Origin of the sequence: Glycomyces lechevalierae (genome assembly GCF_027622945.1) — a bacterium.
GTDB classification, from domain to species: Bacteria; Actinomycetota; Actinomycetes; order Mycobacteriales; family Micromonosporaceae; genus Glycomyces; species Glycomyces rutgersensis.
Map to the genome: position 1 here is coordinate 120,800 of NZ_JAPZVQ010000002.1, position 21,040 is coordinate 141,839.

Here is a 21,040-nt window from a genome sequence, read left to right on the forward strand (position 1 = left end):
GAGGGCCGATCGGCTCGGATCAATGCGGCGCCTACTTGCCCGACCACCACCAGAGCTGGGTCATCTGCTCGACGTAGTACTGGACGATGTACCCGCCGGCCACGGCGTGGTCGCCCTCCTCCACCCAGTCGAAGTTGCAGTGCACCCAGGTGCCGTAGCCCTTGTTGTTCGCGCACCAGCGGTGGGCCACACCGTTGTCCGAGTACACGATCGCGGCCGCGCCGTGGCCGTCCGCGTCGCCGTCCCGGACGTAGACGTGGTCGCCGTCGTAGTCGACGCACACCTGCGTCTTGCCGTAGGCGGCGCTCGTCGTCATGCACTCGCCCTGCGGCAGACCGACCTGCGTGCCGTACGCGCAGATCACGCGCTCCAGCTCGCAGTCGGCGTAGTAGTTCGCCTCGGCCATCGCCGCCGAGGGCACGGCGAACACCGCGACCATGGCGGCCGTGACGAGCAGCGCGACGCGAGCCGCGGTGCGATTCAGCTTGCGCCGCAAGCGATCAGTGAAACCCTTCAACACAGTGTCCCTTCAGGTCATTCGCATGAGTTGTCGGCGGCGAAGGTCTGCACCTCGGCCTGCGCGGCGGTGTCGGGCGTCGCGTTCTCCAGGACACCGGCGAGCGCGTCGGCGCCCTCGCCCGCCAGGAGCTCTTCGACGCCGTCGTCGGCGTGCTCGTCGACGTCGGCGGCGAAGGCCTCCGCGTCCTGCACGGTCCCTTCGGATTCGCCGTTGCCGAGCGTGCCGTCGTCGAAGGGGATCTCCGAGCCCTCACCGAGGCCGCGCCACTGCGCGGGGAGCGCATCGCCGCCCGCCGTGCAGACGGCCTCCTCCCAGCGGATGGCCATCACGTACTGGTGGCCGACCTCGACGCGGGGGAAGTCGGTGAGTGACATCTCCATGGCGCCTTCGAGGTCCCCCTCTTCGAAGACCCAGCCGGCGGCCGAGAACTCCCAGGTCTCGGGGGCCGCCTGCGGGGCGCCCTCCCTCGACCAGAGCACGTCCTCGATCGCGAGCGTGACCGTGCGGCCGATGATGCCCTCGCCGCGTTCGAGCTCTTCCTCGGACGGATCGATCGCCTCCTCGGCGACGGCTTCGACGACGACGACATGGTCGGCGTAGGTGACCCAGTCGGTCGCCGTCACGCTCGGCAGGTGGTCGCTGCCGTGCGCCAGCAGCGTCTCGGAATCGAGCGCGGACGCGTCGTCCGGTGCGGGCGCGGCGAGCGCCGCGACGGCGATGCCGGTGACCGAGGCGGCCGCGATGACGCCGGCCGCCGCTGCGATACGGGTGCGAGTGCGCATGGTTCCTCCTCAGTAGGTGGCGTTGATGTGGTCGATGTTGTTGTCCTGCAGGCGTTCGTCCCAGTCGACCGGCGTCTCCATGCACCCGAGCCGCTCGTCGCGGTTGCTCAGCTGCGGCGAGGCCTGCTGGCCGTGGGTCAGACCGACCGCGTGGCCGGTCTCGTGGCAGGTGAGGCCCTGGACGTAGTTGCCGCCGCCGAGGATGCGGATGTACTGCTGGTCGCAGCGGAGGCTGTCGGCGGCGTTGTTGCAGAAGGTGACGCCGTCGGAGCCCGAGGGGACGCCGATGCCGCTCTCCTCGTATACGATGTCGGTCTCGGCGCTGCCGGAGAACTCGGGCGTCGTGTCGAGGGTGACGGAGAGGTCGGTCGGCTCGTAGATGTTGTTCATGACGCTGTTGACGACAGTGCGGTCCTCCGCCTCCAGCATGTTGGTGCCGCCGCTGTCCATGTAGTACGTCAGGGTGCGGTTGTCGGTCTGGCAGGAGAGGTTCCCGTCGGGGCCGCTTTCGCTGCGGCAGGCCAGGTTCGCGTTCGCCGTCGGGTACATGTTGTCGGTGACGGCCGCCCAGGCGGCCCCCGCCGTGACCGCGATGAGCGTGAAGGCGACGGCCCCGAACACCGTCGTCCTCCAACTCATCCGCCGCAATGATCTGCTCGACATAGGAGCATTCCCTTCTGGCCGGTCAAGGGGAATGAAACCGGCCTCGGCCAGCGTAGGGAGCGCGCTGTACAAGCGGCGCATACGAAACGTATAAACCGGGGCACGACGCAGGCGAACGCACTGGTCACCGACCGTGCCGCCCACAGTGCACCGCCGGAATCGGAAACCCTCCCTGTTAACCTGTGCGCCATGCACTTCAGGGTGCTGGGCCCGCTGCAGGCGGAGTCGAACGGGCGGCGCCTGCGGCTCGGCGGGCCCCGGCAGCGCGCGGTCCTGGCGGCCCTGCTCAGCGATCCGAACCGGACGCTGAGCCGCTCCCGCCTGATCGAGCTGGTCTGGGACGAGCCCACCCCCTCCGCCGAGGCCAACCTGCGCAGCTACATCTGGAAGCTCCGCGCGGTGCTCGAGGAACCCGGCGACGCCGCCCCGCGCGTCCTCTCCGACCACGGCTTCCGGCTCCGGGTCGACCCCGGCGAACTCGACCTCTGGGAGTTCGACCGGCACGCCGAACGCGCCCGCCGCGCCCGCGGCGAGGGCCGGACCGCCGACGCCGCAACGGAATTCGCCCGCGCGATGGCGCTCGTGCGCGGCGAGGCCTACCAGGATGTCGTCGCCGGCAGCCGCTTCGACGGCATCCGCGCGGCCCTCCAGGAACACCTCGACCAGGTCGCCGAGCAGCGCATCGACGTCAGCATGGACCTCGGCGCGCACGCCGCGCTCGTCGGCGATCTGCGCACGCTCCTCGCGCAGCGGCCCCTCAGCGAACATCTCGCCGCCCAGCTCATGCTCGCGCTCGCCCGCTCCGGCCGGCGCGGCGAGGCCCTCGCCGTCTACCGCGACACCCGCGCCGTCCTCGTCGAGACGCTCGGCACCGAACCGGACCGCGAACTGCAGGAGGTCCACCACCGGGTCCTCACCGGCCGCATCGCCGCCGAAGCCGCCCCGGTGATCGCCGCGCCCGCGAGGACGCCGGTCGACCTGCTGCCCTTCGACTTGCGCGTCTTCACCGGACGCGAAACGGCACTGCGCCGACTCGACACCATTGCGGATTCCGCGGCGAGTGCCCGGATCGCGGTCGTCTCCGGGAGCGCGGGCATGGGCAAGACCGCCCTCGCCGTCCACTGGGCGCACCAGGCCGCGGCGGCGTTCCCCGACGGGCGGCTGTACGCCGACCTGCGCGGCTTCGGCCCGGGCGAGACCGCCGCCGACCCCGGCGACGTGCTGCGCGCCTTCATCGAAGCCCTCGGCGACGCCCCCGCGGCCGTCCCGAACGGACGGGAACAGCGCGCCGCCCGCTTCCGCAACCTCCTGTCGGACAAGCGCATCCTGCTGGTGCTCGACAACGCCCGGGACCCGGCGCAGGTGCGCCCCCTGCTGCCCGGCGCGCCCGCATGCGCCGTGGTCGTGACCAGCCGCAACCGCCTCACCGGCCTCATCGCCTCGACCGGGGCACTGGCCGTCCCGCTCGAGGCGATGGCCGAGACGCAGGCGCGGAGACTCCTCGCCGGCCGCCTCGGACCCGCACGAGTCGACGCCGAAGCCGTTGCGGTGCAGCGCATCATCAACTCCTGCTCGGGCCTGCCGCTCGCCCTGTCCCTGGTCGCGGCGAACGCGTCCTCGCGGCCCGAAGCCGCACTCACCGACCTCGCCGACGAACTCGCGAGCGCCGCAACGCCCCTGGACGGCCTCAGCGCGACCGACCCGGCGACCGACCCCAGGACCCTCCTGCACTGGTCGCACCGGCAGTTGACCCCCGAGGCGGCGCGGCTGCTCCGGCTGCTGGCCGTGCATCCCGGCCCCGACTGCGCCGCTCCGGCCGCCGCGAGCACGGCGGGCCGCGATCTCCGGGAGACTCGCGCCGCCCTCGCGGAACTCGTGGAGGCCAACCTCCTCGTCTTCACGCCCGAGCGCAGGTACGGCTTCCACGATCTGGTGCGCGCCTTCGCGATCGAGCTCGCCGACCCGGACGAACGGGACGCGGCCGCCCGCCGGATCCTCGACCACTACCTGCACACCGCCTTCAACGCCGACCGGTGGCTCGACCCGACCCGCGACCCGATCCCCCTGGCCGCCAAGGCGACCGGCGTCGATCCCGAGTCGATCCCGGACGGCGAGGCCGCGATGCGGTGGTTCGCCGCCGAGGCCCCGGGCCTCCTCGCCGCCGTCGAGCGCGCCGCGTCGCTCGGCCACGACATGCACTGCTGGCAGCTGGTCTGGACGCTCCTCAACTTCCTCAACCGGCGCGGCCGCTGGCACGACATCGCGGACCTCAGCGAGCGGGCGCTCGAAGCGGCGACGCGCCTCGGCGACACCGCCGCGCAGGCCCGCGCCCTCCGCGACCTCGGTCAGACCTCTGCGCGACTAGAGCGCTACAGCGACGCGCACTCCTATCTGGAGCGAGCGCTCGCGTTGTGCGAGAGGGAGAACGACGAGCGCGGCCAGGCCCACGTCCACCACCTCCTCGGGCGGCTCTGGCGGCGGCGGCAGCGGCTGCCCGAGGCGCTCGCCGCCACGCGCCGCGCCCTCGCGCTCTTCGCGTCGGCCGGAGACCGTGTCGGCCAGGCCCGCACCCTTCAGGCGATCGGCTACCACCACGTCGTCACCGGCGCGTACGCCGAAGCGCTTCCCTACTGCGAGAGGGCGATCGACCTCTTCCGCGCCCTCGGCGACGCCGTCAGCGAAGGGGCCGTGCGCGACGACATCGCCACGGCCCACCACCACCTCGGCGACCACGTCCGGGCGATCATCGAGTACGAGCAGGCCCTCAATCGCTTCCGCGAGCTCGGCTTCCGCCCGGGCGAAGCCGAAGTCCTCCTCCACCTCGGCGACGCGCACCACGCGACCGGCGCGGCCGGATCGGCCCGGAGCGCTTGGGAAGCGGCCCTTGCCATCTTCGAAGACCTAGACCATCCCGGCGCGAAGGAGGCCCGCACGCGGCTGGACGCCCTCGACGCTGGTTGAGACCTACCGGGGCGGGTCGCAGTGCTCGCTGCGCCACGCTTCGGTGGCGACGCCGGCGAGGACCATGTCGACGACGTCCTCGGCGAGTTGGCGGTTCACCGGGAGGTGGCCGAAGAGGGCGCGGTAGTAGAACGTCGAGCCGAGCATGTCGAGGAGCAGGTCGATGTCGGCGTCGGGGCGGAGGTCGCCGCGTTCGATCCCACGGCGCAGCGCGTCGGCCGTGGTGGCGCGGCGGGGGTGGAAGAAGCGCTCGAAGAACTCGCTCTCGAGCTCGGGGTCCTGGGCGAGGTCGGCGATGAGGCCGGGCAGGACGCGGCGGCCGACGAGCGCGCCGGTGAAGGCGCGGCTGAGAGTGCCGACGCCTTCGACGAGATCACAACGGGTGCAACCGGTGTCGGGGGTGGGCGCGGAGCCGGCGGCGTCGAGGAGCGCGTCGACGGCGATGTGCTGCAGCGAGCGCCAGCGCCGCCGGAGCGCGGGTTTGCTGGTCCCGGCGCGGGCGGCGACCTCTTCCATGGTGAGCGCGCGGTAGCCCTTGTCGTTGAGGATCGCGAGCACGGCGGTCTTGACGGCGGCGTCGATGCGCTCGTCGCGGGGGCGGCCGTGGGTGCGGTCGCCGCCGTGGGTCGGTTCGCGGTTGGCGGTGGGCATGACCCCATGCTACATTATCGTTCCGTTCCGGCATGGAACGTTAATCGAACGGAGGCCCCCATGTCCTCGCCCTCACCCGACCTCGCCACCAGCGAACCCGAAGCGCCGCAAGGCGGTGCCTTCGCCCGGGAGCACCGCGCGCTGACGGTCGGCGTGCTGCTCTCGGTCGGCATGGTCGCGTTCGAGTCGATGGGGGTCGCGACGATCCTGCCGGTCATCGCCGGCGAACTCGACGGCCTCGCCGCCTACGGCTGGGGCTTCTCGGCGCTCATGCTCGCGAACATCGTCGGCACGGTCGTCGCGGGCCACCGCGCCGACCGCAGCGGCCCGGCGCTGCCGCTGGGCGTCGGCATGGCGGTCTTCGCCGTGGGCTGCGCGGTCGCGGGCGCGGCCGACTCGTGGGCACTGTTCCTGGCCGGGCGGGTGCTGCAGGGGCTCGGCGTCGGCGCGGTCATGGCCCTCGCTTATGTCCTCATCGGACTCGCGTACCCGGAGCGGCTGCGGCCGCGCATGTACGCGATCGTGTCGTCGGCGTGGACCGTGCCGTCCCTCGCGGGGCCGTTCATCGCGGGCGTCCTCGCCGACTGGGCGGACTGGCGCGCGGTGTTCCTGCTGATGCCGCCGCTCGCGGCCCTGGCGTTCCTCATGACCGTGCCCGGACTGCGCAAGCGCGTCCCGGCTCCCGAAGGCGCGCAGGCGAAGACGCCGGAGCGCTGGTGGCGTTCGCCGCTGGCGAGCGCGCTGGTCCTGACGGCGGGCACGGCCCTGGTGCTCCAGGCGTTCGCGGTCGGGAACGCGTACGGCGCGGTGGCGGTCGCGGTCGTCGGCTTCGCTCTGGCCGTCCCGGCGCTGCGGCGCGTGACGCCGGAGGGAACGCTGACGGCGCGCTCGGGTCTCGGTGCGGGCGTGGTGGTCCGGGGCCTGCTGTGCGCGGTCTACTTCGGCAGCGAGGCGTTCCTTCCATTGGGGCTCCAGTCGCTTCGCGGGATGTCGCCCGCCGCTTCGGGCCTCGGACTCTCGGCGGGGGCGCTCACGTGGGTCGCGGGCGCGGCGCTGCAGGCCCGCTGGGAGGCGAAGCGCCCCAACCGCGCGCGGGACATGCGGCTCGGTTTCGCGCTGCTCCTGGCCGGTGTCGCGGTCATCGCAGCGGCGATCCTCGTGGACGCCGTGCCCGCGCCGCTCGCCGTCGTCGGCTGGGCGATCGGCGGTCTGGGCATCGGGATCGGCTTCAACGCCGGGACGTCCGCGACGCTGGGCCTGGCCTCGGCCGAACGCCAGGGCGAGGTCAGCTCGTCCCTGCAACTGGCGCAGGCACTCTCGACGGCGCTCGCGGCGGGCGTCGGCGGCGGCGTCATCACCGTGGCGGCGCACGCCGGGGCGGGCACGCACACGGCGCTGCTCATCGTCTTCGGCATGACTGCTGCTCTGGCCCTGTGCGGCCTCCTCATGGCGCGCCGGGCGGCCGGGTGAGACCGCGGTCCTCCGAGACCGCCCGGCCCCGCAGCATCACGCCTGCGCCCCGGGAGCCTGGCAGACCGGACAGAAGCCGCGGCGTACCGCACTCAAGCCACGACCGATCCATGAGCACGCCGTGACGGCAGTTCGCAGGCTTCACCCTCGAGGTCCGCCCCGGCCGTCCTCGTCTTCGCCGCTGCCGTCGCCAACTCCAGTGGCGGCAACCACGACGCCCCCGAGATCAAGCAGGGCGCCGCCTTCGTCGCCCGCTGGTTCGGCCTCCCGGGCGTTCGTCGCGGTCGCGCAAGACTCGCGCAGTGCGGCTATCGTTCGACTATGACGACTGGACCCGGTGCCGGGGTTCGCCGGCTCCCCCGCCTGGTCGGGCTCGCCGCACGGCTTCCGATCGCAGGTGCGGCGCTGGCGCTCGCGCCTTCCGCGCGGCTCGCCCTTGGCACCTTCGAGATCACCGAGGCACCCAGCGGTGCAAGGCGAATCGTTCACGGACTCACCGCCCTGCTCCTCGGTCTCGTGAGCTGGGTCCTGTTCGCGTTCGTGGCGCTCACCTTCGCGCGCGGCGCGCTCTACCCGGTCTTCGATCACGGGCCGTACGACGACGCCTGGGGCGGGCCGACCCTCGGCGGGGCATGGCTCGTCCATTTCGTTCTCTCCACGGTGTTCCAAGCCGTGGTGCTGCTGCTCGTGGCGGGCATCGGAGCCCTGAACCGCCGCCTCTCGGCCCCGTACCGCGGTTCCAGGAGCGGCGGTTGGCCGTGGGTGGTCGCGGCGCTCATCTGTCTCGCGACCGCTTTGTTCGTGGTGGCCTGGTCCCGCCAGATCTGATTCCCGGTCGCGGTGGAGTCCGCGCCGGGCGGTCGTCGACGGAGGCTCAGGAGAAGAGTTCCCCGGTCCAGGTGTACGAGGGATCGGCGAGCCAGGACGTCTCGCATTCCGATTGGGTGTAGCCGAAGGATTGGCATTCCTCCAGGTACGCCTCCTTCTGGCTCTCATACGGGTCCGTGGTCTCGGCGTCGGTCGACCCTTCGTGGAGCTCCCCGGTCCAGGTGTATGAAGCGTCGGCGTACCAGGACTCCTCGCACGCCGATTGGGAGTAGCCGTCGCCTTGGCATTCGTCGATGTACACCTCGTACTGATCCTCTTCGGACTCAGTCGTCTCGTCGAGTCCAGTGGTTTCGGTCGACCCGTCGTAGAGATACCCGGTCCACACATATGAGCTGTCGGTGGACCAGGACGTCTCGCATGCCGCTTGGGAGTAGCCGGCGTCCTGGCAGTCCTGCACGTACGTCTCGTGCATGTCCCCGGTATCGTCCGGGTCTTCGTCGTCCTTCACGTTCTCCCTGATCACCAGGATGACCGCGATGGCACAGAGGATGAGGAAGACCGCCATCCCCGCGGCGCCGGCATCCGGCCGCGAGCCGGCGGGGGGCGGGTTCGGAGGCGGGGGGGAAAACCGGTTCACCGGCGGTGCGGACGGCCGGTTCTGGCGTTCGGGAGGCGTTGACGGCCGCTTGCCGATGGGCGGGACCACCCTGGGCGGTGCGGCTTGGTCGTCGACCGGCGGCGCGGATCTCGGCGGCGCCGGCGGTCCGACCCATGTGGGCCGGCTCGGATCGGTGATCAGCGTCGGACCGTCGTCGATGAGCGTTGGGGCCTCACCGGCGTTGTCGAGGAGGCGCGCCAGTTCGCGGTGCTGCTCGTCGGCCAGGGCTGCAACGGCTTCGGGCCAGGGGTTGGACCTCGGCGCGACCGGTCCGATGAGTTCCAGGAGCTCGGCCGGTGTGGGGCGGTCGTCCGGGTCGAGCGCCATGCACCGGGCGGCGAGGGCGCGGACGCGTGCGGGCACGCCGGTGAGGTCGGGCTGGGCGCGGACGACATTGTTCAAGGTGCGCAAGGTGGACGAGGTCGCGAACGGACTGTCTCCGGTGCACGCCATGACGAGTACCGCGCCGAGCGAGAACACGTCTGAGGCGGCGGTGACCGGTTCCGACAAGGCCTGTTCGGGGGACATGAACCCCGGCGTGCCGATGACGGCGCCGGTGCGGGTGAGGTCGGAGCTGCCGCCGTCGGCGGCGCGGGCGATGCCGAAGTCGATGACCCGGGGGCCGTCCACGGCGAGGATCACGTTGCCCGGCTTGAGGTCGCGATGGATGACGTCGGCATCGTGGATGGAGTCGAGAGCGGAGGCGAGTCCGGCGGCGAGGCGGAGAACGGCGTCTTCGGGGAGGGGGCCGGCGGTCTCGATGGCCGCGCCGAGGGTCGGGCCGCGCAGGAATTCCGAGGCGAGCCAGGGGACGGGATCGTTGGGCCCGGCCTTGACCACGGCCGCGGTGTACTGTCCGGAGACCTTGCGCGACTTGCGGACTTCTTCACGGAATCGGGCCCGGAACTCCTCTTCCTCGGCCAGCCATTCGCGGACCACCTTGACGGCGACCGGTCGGCCGTCCGGCCCGGCGCCGAGCAGGACCCGCCCCATCGCCCCGCGTCCCAGCTCGGCGAAGACCCGGTAGGGCCCGATCTGGTCAGGATCGTTGGAGGACAACGGTTGCATGGGCATGGGGCCTCCGAGCGCGAAGGGGGGCAGGTACGGCAGGGGTTGAGTGCCGACGAGGTGACGCTGACCATGCCCATGGTCCCACCGTCGGATCCGGCTCCGTCATGGATTCGTCATGACGGACTTGACCAGGTCGGTGCGCAGGGAATCCGGCGGGGCGCCCATCGGATCGGGACCCCTCCCGTGTCAAGCCGCGCGGCGTCGACGCTGCAGACAGGTCACCGGAGCCAGCGGTCGAACCAGTCCCGCGTCCGGTGGAGCAGGTCCAACTGGTGTCCGCGTTCGCGGAGTGAGTGGCCTTCCCCCGGGTAGACGACGAACTCGTGCTCGACGCCGAACCGGCGAAGCGCCCGATGGAAGTACTCCGCTTGGGACAGCGGAACGTTGGTGTCGTCCTCCCCATGGACGATCAGCACCGGCGTCCGGATCTTCGCGGCGTGGGAGACCGGGCTCAGCCGATCGTGCGGATGCGGCCCCTCGCCCTCCCATCCGACGCTGCCGCCACGGGCGGCCTCGAACGGACCGAATTCACCGGTCGCCGCCAGCATGCCCCAGTCGCTGATCCCGGCGCCCATCAGCGAGGCCTTGAACCGCTCGGTCTGCCCCACGGCCCACGCGGCCATGAAGCCGCCGTGGCTCCAGCCCCCGATGCCGAGCCGATCGGGATCGGCTACACCTTCAGCGACCAGCAGGTCGATGCCGGTCTCGATGTCGTCCCATTCCTCCAGGCTCAGGCCATCGCTCGCCTTGTAGGCCAAGCGTTCCTGCAAACCCCAGGGAATGCCGCTGAGCTCACGCCCCAGATCGGTGATCGCGGTCAGGGGAGCGGTCGACGATCCGCAGTGGACTTCCTTGGGCTGGCGGGCCGTGCTCGCGATCATGGCGACGAGCTCACCGCGCACCGCCAAGGATTCGGCGTGGCCTGCCACAGTGAGGATGTCGTCGGCGCCGAGCCGGCGGACGCTGGTGTCGAGGCCCTCGGCGACCAGTACCCATGGGGCACCGGAGGGGGCCTGGACGAGTTCGATCGGGCAGGCGTCCATGTCGGCCGTCAGGTTGCGATGCTCGCCCGACTCCACCGTCACATCGAAGACCGCGAGGCCGCCGGCCAGCTCGGGGTATTCGAGATACGCGACATGCCAGCCGTCGTCGCCCTGCCACCAGACCGGGGGCGACGCCTCGATCCCGGCTCGGCCGAGATCGCGGACGGCTCCGGTTTCGACATCCATCAAGGAGAGCCGCGGTTCGAGCGCTCCGGGATCCAACTCGGGCGACGGCCATGTGATGACCGCAAGGGGCCCGCCGTCCGGCCGCTGCGCGACCGCGACGGCGTGCTCCTCCCCCAGGGTCCTGATCCGGTCGGTCTCGAGATCGAGCACCCGCAGCCGCGTCGGGCGCAAGCTCTCGCTCCACACCCGGACACCCTCGCCCTCCAGTTCGTCCTCGGCGAGGAAGAGGACCGAGTCCGAAAGCGGGAGAAAGCTCGAGATCGTCGCGCCCCAGGCGACCAGCACTTCCGGCTCGCCGTCGGCGAACCGGCACAACCGGCCGTCGCGCAGGAAGTAGAGCGTCCATCGGGCGACCAGCGTGGTGAAGTGCCCTCGGTCAACTTTCGAGACGGAGCACTCCCGTCGGCACCCGCGAGCCAGATCTCGCTGACTCCCCTCGCGACCGTCGTGACCGCGTACGCGACCCAGCGGCCGTCTGGAGACAGTGCGAGCGCCGAGGGAACGAGCTGGTCGACCACAAGTTCGGCTGTCAGCATGCCCTCATCATTCACGCTGACAGTACGTGATCGCTTGCCAGGCAGGACCAGGTGAAGCTTCCAAACCGGTAACAGCAGTACCCCCTTCTACCTGCGGATTCCACTGACATGACGCGGTTTCGCGGCTAGCCTCCGATACGGACGCCCACGTTCTCGTGGGCGAAGGTTCGAGCCGCAGACCGCCCGGCCCCTGGAAGGAGCGCCGTCATGTCCCAGGAGCCGGCCCGTGCACAGCAGCTCATGGGCGAAGTCGCCCCGGAACTGGTGGAACCGACCGACGAAGTCCTGTTCAGCGACGCCTGGAAACGGCCCGGCCTCTCATCGCGCGACCGGAGCCTGATCACCGTCGCCGTCCTCGTGGCGCTCCACCGGGGCGCCAGGCCGAAGGCGCACCGCACATCGAGACCTACTCGATCGACGATCACGTCGACGCCGCGGTCGGCAAGCCCGCCTTCTACTAGAGAGAGAAGCACACCATGAGCGACGAAGCGATCAAGCTGAACAACGGCGTGACCATGCCCGCATTGGGATTCGGGGTCTTCCAGACGCCTCCGGACGTCACCGCCGCGTCCGTGGAGGAGGCCTTGCGCGTCGGCTACCGCCTGATCGACACCGCCGCCGCGTACGGCAACGAACGCGAAGTGGGCCAGGCACTCCGCGCCTCCGGCCTGCCCCGCGACGAGGTGTTCATCGAGACCAAGGTGTGGATCTCCGACTACGGCTACGACCAGACCCTGCACGCCTTCGACAAGAGCGCCGGGAAACTCGGCGTCGACCAGATCGACCTGCTCATCCTGCACCAGCCGCTGCCGACCGCGTTCGCCCGCACCATCGACGCCTACCGGGCACTGGAGACCCTGCTCGCCGACGGCAAGGTCCGCGCGATCGGCGTCTCGAACTTCATGCCCGACCACCTCGCCCGGCTCCTGGAACGCGCGACCGTGGTCCCCACGGTCAACCAGGTCGAAGTCCACCCGTACTTCTCCCAGCCCGAGGTCCAGAAAGCCGATGCGGCCCAGAGCATCCTGACCCAGGCCTGGTCGCCGATCGGCGGCATCACCTCCTACCGCGACACCGGGACCGGCAGCACCTTCGACGACCCGGCCATCACCGCGATCGCCGCCCAGGTCGGGAAGACCCCGGCCCAAGTCATGCTCCGCTGGCACCTCCAAGCGGGCCGCTCGGCCATCCCGAAATCGGTGACCCCGAAGCGGATCGCCGAGAACTTCGACGTCTTCGACTTCGAGCTCGCCGACACCCAGATGCAGACCATCGACGGCCTCGACACCGGCGTCCGCGGCGGCCCCGAGCCCGAAGCGATCACCCTCGAGACCTTCGGACGCGACATCCCCGAAGCCTGACGGCGAAACGCGAAGGTTGAATGGGCCCAGCCCGACGATCTCCGGACCGGGCCCGCCCAATACTCGGCCGGCCTGGAAGCAACGCCTGCTTCGGCGACGACCGCATCGAACCCGCTTCGGCCGCTGGGATTCGATCAGTCTTCGACGTGCGCGTCCAGGAAGGCCGTGACCGCTGGCCGCAGGACCTGCGAGCCCCATCCGCCCCACTGGCCGGTGAAGCCGTGGTGGGTCCAGGGCAGGTCCAGTTGAGTGACCGGGACCCCGGCGGACTCCAGTGCATCCGCAAGGGCGGCGCCTTGCGTGGTTGCAACCAGGCGGTCGGCTTCGCCCTGCACGATCATGGTCGGGGGCAGGCCCTCGGTGACATGGTTGATCGGCGAGGCTGCTTCGTAGCGCTCGGTCTCGGCCTCAAGGGTTCCGCCCAGGTAGTCGACGAGGTATCCCTCGGCGCTGGCGGGCATGTCGGAGTCGGCGAGGTTGGTGAGGTCGGTCGGGGCGTACCAGCTCAGGACTGAGGCGACCGGGGCTTCTTCGGTCTCGCAGGAGGGCGGGAATTGCTCGTCGCCGACGGTGTAGGCGGCCATCATGGCGAGTTGGCCGCCAGCCGAGTCGCCCGCGACGGAGACGTTGGACGGGTCGACGCCGAACTCCGCGGCGTTGGTGCGGATCCAGCCCAGGGCGCACTTGACGTCGCCGACGGCGTCCTGCCAACGCGGCGGGGAGGCGAGTCGGTAGTCGATCGAGAAGACCGCGAAGCCCTGGTCGGCCAACCACTGCTGTGCGGGGGCGCTCTCGTCGCGGGTGCCGCCGGACCAGCCGCCGCCGTGGATGTAGGTGATCGCGGGCACTGTCGCGGCGGACTGCTCCGGCAGGTATACGTCGACCTCGAGCGCCTCGTCCTCGATGACTGCGTAGGTCTCGGTGCGGTCGGGGGTGACCGTGTCGGGAGTGGCGAAGTACTCGGCCCAAGAGAGTTCGATGCCCTGGTCGTCGGCTGCGGCGGAGGCGGCGGCGTAGGGGACGGCGATCATGAGGATCGCGAGCAGTCCGGCGAGCGCGCCCGCCGCCAAGAGCGCGCGCCGCTTGGCACGCCAGGCGAGGACGGCGGTGGCGATCGCGACGGCGCCGAACAGGATGAGCGGGAGCGTCATCCACGGCACCAGCATGGCGACGACGCTGACGGTGTCCTCGGCGGGGCCCAGCGGGACCGGGGCGCCGAAGAAGGCCAAGCCCATCAGGACGGTGAGTGCGCAGACTGTCCAGGCTGCGGCGCGCCCGAGTTTGGCGAGGATGCGTCGGGGGAGTGACTGCTGTTGCGGGGCAGGGGTTTCGGTGTGTGGGGCGTGGGTGTCGAGGGTGGCGTTCAAGGAAGTCTCCTTCATAGATGCGCACAGTGTTCGCGTCTTGCGAACACTGTACCCATCGATCGAGACCGACCGCAACCCGCCCCGGTTTCCGTGCGGCCCGAAAGCGTCAGCGGATGAGGAGGGGAAGCTATGCCTTGCGGCGCAACCGGGTGTCAAGGCCGTCGAGGACCACCTCGAGCCCGAAGGTGAAACTGTCGTCCCGATAGCGGGCGGCATCGTTGTGCTCGCGCGCCGCAGGCGTCTGCGTCAGGTGCTCCCGCACTTCTTGAAGGCCTTCGATCAATTCCTGCTCAGTCTTGCCGCTGCGCGCGACGAGTGACAGCCAGGCGGTCTCGCTGGTGACGGTACCGATCACGTAGGCCATCACCGTGTTGATCGCCAGGTCGGCTTCGCCCGGTTCGAAACCGGCCGCAGTGAGAAGGCCGAGCATCCGCTCGGAGGCGCGCGAGAGGTTCGGTCCGAGATAGGCCAGGCCCACCTGGCCCAGGACCCCGGCGACCCACGGGTGGCGCAGGACCATCGCCCGCAGGCTGCGGGCCGCCGCCGTCACGCCGTCGCGCCACTCGTCGCGGCCGGCCGGGTCGGGCACCTCGACCTCGGCGTACACCTCGTCGACGACCAACTCGATGAGTTCATCCTTGTTGGCCACATGCCGGTACAGCGAGGTGGCTCCCGCGTCGAGGCGCTTACCGAGGGAACGCATGCTCAGCGCGTCCAGACCCTCATCGTCGAGCAGTCGCCGCGCCGCGGCCACGATACGGTCCCGACTGAGCCCCTGCGGGTCTCGGCGTGCGGCCTCGCGGGCCCACACCGACGGGATCGACGGCTCTGCTGACATTGCGGACCTCCTACAGGCTCGAGAAACCCTAGCGCACACCGTGCGCACAAGACCCTGTCCACCTCCACATGCCACCCTTGCCGACCAACGATCTCCACGCAGAGTTGAGAGCTCGCCGCAGAAGGAGACGGCCCGAGCCCTGGACCGGGCTCGAGCTCTGGCTCTCATACGCCGAATACACGAACGTGGCTGCTCCCCGCTCATGCGCCACCGCCTCCACAGCCAGGCATGGAGAGGACGGCCTTCAACCGAAGGCCCTTTTTCCTTGCCCAGCAACGTCTTTCGTGGGTATCGCGCTCAGCTCATCGCCTTCAGCGGGACGCGCAGCGCGACCCTCCAGCCTGCTGAGTTCGTCGGCCCTGCTTCGAATGTTCCTCCGAGTAGCTCGGCGCGCTGTTTGAGGCCGATCAGTCCGTGCTTCGCGCTCGGCAGCGGCATCACCGGTCGATTCGGCGCCGCGTTGATCACCTCGGCCAGTACGGCGCCGTCGTCTTGGGCGACTTGGACGCGGACCGAGGCGCCGGGGGCGTGTTTGCGGGCGTTCGTCAGCGCTTCCTGCACGGTGCGGTAGATCGCCCGCTGCAGCGGGGGGCTGAGCTCGGGCAGCGGGCCCGTCTCGAGGCGCGCCTGCAAGCCGGCGTTGTCGACGAGTTCGCCGAGTTGGTCGAGGGTGGGCTGGGGTGCGAGTCCGTTGCCCGCGCCGCCTCCGGCGCGCAGCACGCTCACCATGTACCGCAACTCGTCCAGCGTGCGCGCCGCGAGCGTGCGGATCGTGTCGGCCGCTTCCTTCGCGACCGATTCCTGGGTGCTCACCTGGAGCGCTCCGGCCCGCACCGCGATCAGGCTCACCTGGTGGGAGACGACATCGTGCATTTCGCGGGCCAGGTGGGCGCGCTCCTGCGCCAGCACCTTCTGGGTCGCCAGCGCCTGCTCGTGTTCGCGGACCTCGCTGATCTCCTCCAGGCGTCGGCTCAGTTCCTGCTTGGTCTGGAGCAGCTGCCCTAGAAACACTGCCGCGCCCGCAGGTGCCAGCGAGTACACGCCCCACACCGGCCAGGCCGATTCGGCCAGGATGTCGCCGCCGCCCCACCATGGGGCGATGGTCAAGCCCGCGTAGACCAGGGCGCATCCGCTCAGCAGCCACCGGTTCCGGGTCGCGCACGCGACCGTGAACAGCGCGATGAGCGACGCCGCCGACTGGCCCATGAGCAGCGGCATCGGGAGCGTGGCGATGAAGACCGCCAACGGGAACCGGCGGCGCACGGCCAGCGCGATCACCCCGGCCACGAGCACGATGTCGTCCCACCAGTTCCCTGGCATGTGATTGAACGCCAGGTCGGCCCCGGCGACGGCGATGAGGGTGGCGTCGAGGAGGACTGCGGGCCAGCGTGAGCCCGAGTGCCACCAGGCCGTGATGCGGGCCATGAGCGAGGTCATCGCTGCTCGACGGTGTTGTACTCGGCGCTGCCGGGAACGGCGCTGAGCAGGCCCGCGCGTTCGGCCAGGAGCGCGGCTTGGACCCGGTTGGCGACCTTGAGTTTGGCGAGGATCGTCGAGACGTGGTCTTTGACGGTGCCGACGCCGAGGTAGAGGCGGGCGGCGATGTCGGTGTTGGACAGTCCGTCGGCGAGGTGGACGAGGACGGCCCGTTCCCGGTCGGTCAGGGTGTCGATGAGGACGGTGTCGGCGGGCTGGCCGCGGGTCGACGCGAGGTAGCCGTCGACGACGGTGGAGGTGACTTTCGGGGAGAGGACCACGCCGTGGGCGGCGAGGGTGCGCACTTGCAGGGCCAGGTGGTCGGGGGCGGTGTCTTTGAGCAGGAACCCGGCCGCGCCTCGGTGGAGGGCGGCGGCGACGTACTCGTCGTTGTCGAAGGTGGTGAGCATGGCGACCACCGGCGGCGACGGCTTCGAGAGGATGCGGTCGAGCACGGTCAGCCCGTCCACATCGGGCATACGGATGTCGAGCAGCACGATGTCGGGGTGCAGCCGTTCGGCCTCGGTGACCGCGCGGGCGCCGGTGACCGCGCCGACGACCTCGATGTCCGGTGCGGCGTTGAGGATGAGTTCGATGCCGCTGCGGATCAGCGCCTCGTCGTCGACGATCAGAACCCGGATCACGGCCGCTCCTCCATTGTCGTTTCCACGGATCGATTCGTAGCATGGCCGGGCCTCGTCGCGCCTGCGTCGCGGCCGTTCCGCGGCGTTTTCCGCCGGTCGGCGGGGGGAACTTCGGTCGGTCGGCGGGCGAGCGATCCCTGCTAGGAGGGATCGGTTCCCGCCGTCTGCCGCAGCGCGGCAGACCTTCGCCGGATGGGGAGTGCGCCCGCGCCGCCGCAAGCTGAATCCATGACTGACACCGACACTGTGCAGAGCGAGCGGACGCTGCGACTGGTCCGCACCGACCGCGAGCGGCCGCCCGAACCGCAACCGCAGCGAGGCGGCGCCCTCGGTCGCGTACTCGGGCTCGATCTGGCCCGAGCGCTGGCCGTGTTCGGCATGTACATCGTGCACGTCGGGCCGATGCTCTCGACCACGAGCGGCGTCGGCAGCTGGGTCCGGTACATGGCCGACGGGCACTCGTCGGTCCTGTTCGCGACCCTCGCGGGTTTCTCGCTGATGCTCATCGCGGGCCGCAGCGAACCGAAGACCGGCCTGGCCGGGCGGAAGGCCAAGGCGCGCATCGCCATCCGCGCGATCGTCCTGCTCGCCTTCGGCACGCTCTTGGCGAAGTTCTACGGCGACGTCATCATCATCGGCTTCTACGGGGCCTACTTCCTCATCGCGATGCTGTTCCTCAAGCTGAGCGGGAAGGCACTCGCGATCACCGCGGCCGCGCTCGCGGTCGTCGGGCCACAGCTGGCGTTCCTCATGCGCCCGTTGCTGAGCGGATCCGTCCAGCAGGCCGTGGACGCGTACGACCCGCTGGAGAAGCTCAGCGGCGTCGGCGTGATCGACCTGCTGTTCACCGGCTTCTACCCGACGATCCCGTGGATCGCGTTCGTGGTCGCCGGTATGGCCCTGGGACGCGTCGACCTGTCCGCCCCCGCCAACCAGCGGCGCCTCGCCGCCCTCGGCGCCGGGCTCACGGCGGTCGCCTACGGCCTGTCGCTGCTGCTGGCCGGCAAGGGCGCGCTGCGGAGCATGGCCGAGGGCGGGTCGTCCGGCTCGGGGTCCTGGTCGGGCTCGGGCTCGTCCAAACCGCCGATGGACAGCGGGTCGTTCGAGTACCAGCCGTCGGTCCGCGAACTGTTCGTCGCCGGGCCGCACAGCGGGACCACGTTCGACATCGTCGGCAGCGTCGGCATCGCGATCCTGGTGATCGTGGGCGCTACGTTCCTGATGGACCGCCTGCCGCGCCTGCGCCGCCTGATGACGCCGATCGTCGCGGTCGGCACGATGTCCCTGACGGCCTATGTCGGCCACTTCGTGGTCATGTCCTCGTTCTCCCTGCCGGGAGGCGGCGTCCGCGGTTCCTGGATCCCGGTGCTCACGCTCATCACCGGAGCGATCGTCTTCGCCGCGATCTGGTCGCACTTCTTCAAACGCGGCCCACTCGAGTACCTGCTCAACCTCGCCACCAAGCCGGCGAAGTACCTCAAGTAGCGAGACGGGTCGCCGAGGCGTTCGGATCTGCGGAAGCGGCACGAACCAGCAGTGGACCGTCCGACTCGACCTCGCTTTGTCAAAATAAGGAACTAACTATCGCTCACGGGCACCGCAGCGAAGGCGGCGCCCGTGAGCGAAAGTCGTTCTGCGCCAGACAACGTCCCGAATGTCGATTAGGTGATCCCCGCATAGGCGCCGATACCGTTTGCTTGGTTTCATTAGTTGACAAAGTAGAACGCGTCTGCGTACCGTACTCCGTAGCGGTCCAGGAATCTACATACTTCGATGCCTCCGGCCCCCGGCCGCATCTCTGCATTCCCCTTCCGGCAAGGAGTCCTGAATGAGACCGATAACTGTCCACAGACGACGACTGCGCCTCGGCGCGATCGCCGTCACCGCCGTCAGCGCGTTGACGGCCGGACTCATGGGCGCGGTCAGCGCCCAAGCGGCCCAAGGCTGCGAGGTCGAGTACGAGGTCACCGGCGAATGGCCGGGCGGCTTCATCGCCGCCGTCGAGATCACCAACCTCGGTGAGGCGACCGACGGCTGGAGCCTCGAATGGACCTGGCCCGACGGCCAGCGCGTCACGAACATGTGGAACGCGAAGCACACCGCCTCGGGCGAGACCGCCAAGGCGGAGAGCCACGGCTACAACGCCAAGGTCGCCACCGGCGACTCGGTCGCCTTCGGCTTCACCGGCTCATGGTCCGGTGAGAACACCGACCCGACCGAGTTCCGCCTCAACGGCCGCCTCTGCGACGGCACCACCGGCGAACCCACCGAGACGCCCACGGGCGGCCCGCAAGAGTGGGACAACGCCATGGACCAGGTCGCGGCCATGGAACCGAGCACGAACATCGGCAACACGCTCGACGCGCTGGGCGGCGAAACCGCCTGGGGCAACCCGATGATCACCGAGGAACTGCTCCAGACCTACAAGGCCGAGGGCTACAACTCGATCCGCCTGCCCGTGACCTGGGACGAGTTCACCGGCCCGGCACCGGACTACACGATCGCGCCCGAGCGCATGGAGCGCGTCGCGCAGGTCGTCGACTGGGCCCTGGAGAACGACCTCCAGGTCATGATCAACCTCCACCACGACTCGTGGATGTGGCTCGACGAGCTGCCCAACGACCACGACAACGTCATGGCCAAGTTCGAGGCGATGTGGACGCAGATCGCCGAGCGGTTCAAGGACTACCCTGACGGCCTGTCGTTCGAGAGCAACAACGAACCCCAGTTCGTGGGCAAGGAAGGCGACGCGGGCGACCCTTACAACGAAGAGCTCAACCGAGCCTTCTACGACATCGTCCGCGCCTCGGGCGGGAACAACGCCGACCGTCTCCTGGTGCTGCCGACGCTCAACACCAACGCCGCGCAGGAGCGCCTGGACCCCGTCAAGGCCATGATCGACAGCCTGAACGACGACATGGTCGCCGCGACCATCCACTACTACGGTTTCTGGCCGTTCTCCGTGAACGTCGCCGGGTTCCCGACCTACGAGGAGCAGTCCCAGGCGGACCTTGCGGGCGCCTTCCAGCGGACGCACGACACCTTCGTGGCGAACGGCATCCCGGTCATCGTGGGCGAGTGGGCGATCCTGAACTACGGCGTAACCGGTCCCGAGGTGGTCGAGTACGGGGAGATGCTGAAGTTCTTCGAGGACCTGCAGTTCCAGGCCCGTGAGTACCACTTCACGACGATGATCTGGGACGCGATCCAGTTCCTCAACCGCAACACCCTGGAGTGGCACGACCAGTACCTCTTCGACCGGATCTCCTCCAGCTGGACGACTCGCTCAGGTGCGACCTCGTTCGACCGGATCTACCTCGAGAAGGCCGGCACCATCGGCGACGTGTCGCAGACGCTGGACCGCAACGGCCTCGAGTTCGAGGGCCTGTGGGACGGGAACACGCAGCTCGTCGAGGGCACCGACTACACGCTCTCGGGCGACACGCTGACCTTCAAGGCCGCTACCCTCACCCGCCTCGCGGGCGACCGGGCGTACGGCACCAACGCCACCATCGAGGCCCGCTTCTCCGCGGGCGTCCCGTGGCGCATCAACGTCATCACCTTCGACCAGGCCGTGCTCTCGGACGCGACCGGGACGAACTCGCTCGTCATCCCGACGCAGTTCAACGGCGACCACATCGAGCAGATGGAGGCCCACTACGCCGACGGCTCCAACGCCGGCCCCGCCTCCTGGACCCCGTACCAGGAGTCCAATGTGAGCTGGCTGCCGAACTACGACGGCGGCACGATCACCGTCCCGACCTCGTTCGTGAACGCGATCAGGGACGGCGAACCCGTCACGATCACGTACCACTTCTGGGGCGGCGAGTCGGTCGTCTACACGGTCACCAAGAACGGTTCGACCGTGACCGGAACGGCCTCCTAGACGCCTGAGCGGAGCGGGGGGGGGGGGCCGGGGGGGGGGGGGGGGGGCGCCCCCCCCCGGGGGGCGGGGGGGGGGGGGGGGGGGGGGGGGGGCAGGGGG

The 21,040-nt window shown here is 70.1% G+C and carries 17 protein-coding genes; 7 read left to right on the top strand and 10 right to left on the bottom strand.

Annotated features, from left to right (window positions below):
• Positions 1-31: 31 nt before the first annotated feature.
• Genes O2L01_RS04190 through O2L01_RS04200 form a run of 3 tightly spaced genes read right to left on the bottom strand, consistent with a single transcriptional unit; the run spans position 32 to position 1,941 of the window.
• Entirely contained in the window at positions 32-496 is a 465-nt protein-coding gene (locus O2L01_RS04190) for a hypothetical protein (RefSeq protein WP_270120602.1), read from the bottom strand.
• Positions 497-534: 38 nt separating this feature from the next.
• Positions 535-1,302 carry a P-loop NTPase family protein gene (locus O2L01_RS04195; RefSeq protein ID WP_270120603.1) on the bottom strand — a complete coding sequence of 256 codons (768 nt, stop codon included), beginning with the start codon at positions 1,300-1,302 and terminating at the stop codon, positions 535-537.
• A 9-nt stretch (positions 1,303-1,311) separates the two neighbouring features.
• A complete protein-coding gene (locus tag O2L01_RS04200) occupies positions 1,312-1,941 on the bottom strand; it encodes a hypothetical protein (protein ID WP_270120604.1) in 630 nt (209 codons plus the stop codon).
• Positions 1,942-2,154: 213 nt separating this feature from the next.
• Between O2L01_RS04200 and O2L01_RS04205 the strand changes: the two genes are divergently transcribed.
• Entirely contained in the window at positions 2,155-4,926 is a 2,772-nt protein-coding gene (locus O2L01_RS04205) for an AfsR/SARP family transcriptional regulator (protein WP_270120605.1), read from the top strand.
• 3 nt (positions 4,927-4,929) lie between these two features.
• Here the strand turns inward: O2L01_RS04205 and O2L01_RS04210 are convergent, their stop codons facing one another.
• The gene (locus O2L01_RS04210; RefSeq protein ID WP_270120606.1) at positions 4,930-5,577 is read right to left on the bottom strand and encodes a TetR/AcrR family transcriptional regulator; all 648 of its coding nucleotides are present in this window, start codon (positions 5,575-5,577) and stop codon (positions 4,930-4,932) included.
• A 60-nt stretch (positions 5,578-5,637) separates the two neighbouring features.
• On the opposite strand from O2L01_RS04210, the gene O2L01_RS04215 reads away from it, so the two are divergent.
• Positions 5,638-7,047 (top strand): MFS transporter, encoded by a 1,410-nt coding sequence (locus tag O2L01_RS04215; protein WP_270120607.1) that lies wholly within the window; start codon positions 5,638-5,640, stop codon positions 7,045-7,047.
• A gap of 321 nt (positions 7,048-7,368) precedes the next feature.
• Positions 7,369-7,875, top strand: a complete 507-nt coding sequence (locus O2L01_RS04220) for a hypothetical protein (protein ID WP_270120608.1) — start codon at positions 7,369-7,371, stop codon at positions 7,873-7,875.
• A 46-nt stretch (positions 7,876-7,921) separates the two neighbouring features.
• Here O2L01_RS04220 and O2L01_RS04225 read toward each other — a convergent pair whose 3' ends face one another.
• Together O2L01_RS04225 and O2L01_RS04230 are read right to left on the bottom strand one after the other, a co-directional pair.
• Positions 7,922-9,607 carry a serine/threonine-protein kinase gene (locus O2L01_RS04225; RefSeq protein WP_270120609.1) on the bottom strand — a complete coding sequence of 562 codons (1,686 nt, stop codon included), beginning with the start codon at positions 9,605-9,607 and terminating at the stop codon, positions 7,922-7,924.
• Positions 9,608-9,822: 215 nt separating this feature from the next.
• The gene (locus O2L01_RS04230; RefSeq protein ID WP_270120610.1) at positions 9,823-11,118 is read right to left on the bottom strand and encodes an alpha/beta hydrolase family protein; all 1,296 of its coding nucleotides are present in this window, start codon (positions 11,116-11,118) and stop codon (positions 9,823-9,825) included.
• 458 nt (positions 11,119-11,576) lie between these two features.
• On the opposite strand from O2L01_RS04230, the gene O2L01_RS04235 reads away from it, so the two are divergent.
• On the top strand, positions 11,577-11,849 hold the full coding sequence (locus O2L01_RS04235) for a carboxymuconolactone decarboxylase family protein (protein WP_270120611.1): 273 nt from the start codon (positions 11,577-11,579) through the stop codon (positions 11,847-11,849).
• Positions 11,846-12,730: an aldo/keto reductase gene (locus tag O2L01_RS04240; protein ID WP_270120612.1), complete on the top strand. Its 885-nt coding sequence runs from the start codon at positions 11,846-11,848 to the stop codon at positions 12,728-12,730. The genes O2L01_RS04235 and O2L01_RS04240 overlap by 4 nt, the downstream gene beginning before the upstream one ends.
• 134 nt (positions 12,731-12,864) lie before the next feature.
• Here the strand turns inward: O2L01_RS04240 and O2L01_RS04245 are convergent, their stop codons facing one another.
• The 4 genes from O2L01_RS04245 to O2L01_RS04260 form a co-directional block, all read right to left on the bottom strand.
• A complete protein-coding gene (locus O2L01_RS04245) occupies positions 12,865-14,097 on the bottom strand; it encodes an alpha/beta hydrolase (protein ID WP_270120613.1) in 1,233 nt (410 codons plus the stop codon).
• A 127-nt stretch (positions 14,098-14,224) separates the two neighbouring features.
• The gene (locus O2L01_RS04250; protein ID WP_270120614.1) at positions 14,225-14,935 is read right to left on the bottom strand and encodes a TetR/AcrR family transcriptional regulator; all 711 of its coding nucleotides are present in this window, start codon (positions 14,933-14,935) and stop codon (positions 14,225-14,227) included.
• Between the two features lie 297 nt (positions 14,936-15,232).
• Entirely contained in the window at positions 15,233-16,372 is a 1,140-nt protein-coding gene (locus O2L01_RS04255; RefSeq protein WP_270120615.1) for a sensor histidine kinase, read from the bottom strand.
• Positions 16,369-17,055, bottom strand: coding sequence for a response regulator (locus tag O2L01_RS04260; RefSeq protein ID WP_270120616.1), 687 nt, complete (start codon positions 17,053-17,055; stop codon positions 16,369-16,371). The genes O2L01_RS04255 and O2L01_RS04260 overlap by 4 nt, the downstream gene beginning before the upstream one ends.
• A 228-nt stretch (positions 17,056-17,283) precedes the next feature.
• Here O2L01_RS04260 and O2L01_RS04265 point away from each other — a divergent pair, with 228 nt between their 5' ends.
• Together O2L01_RS04265 and O2L01_RS04270 are read left to right on the top strand one after the other, a co-directional pair.
• Positions 17,284-18,540, top strand: a complete 1,257-nt coding sequence (locus O2L01_RS04265; RefSeq protein ID WP_270120617.1) for a DUF418 domain-containing protein — start codon at positions 17,284-17,286, stop codon at positions 18,538-18,540.
• 343 nt (positions 18,541-18,883) lie between these two features.
• The gene (locus tag O2L01_RS04270; RefSeq protein ID WP_270120618.1) at positions 18,884-20,941 is read left to right on the top strand and encodes a cellulase family glycosylhydrolase; all 2,058 of its coding nucleotides are present in this window, start codon (positions 18,884-18,886) and stop codon (positions 20,939-20,941) included.
• Positions 20,942-21,040 lie beyond the last annotated feature (99 nt).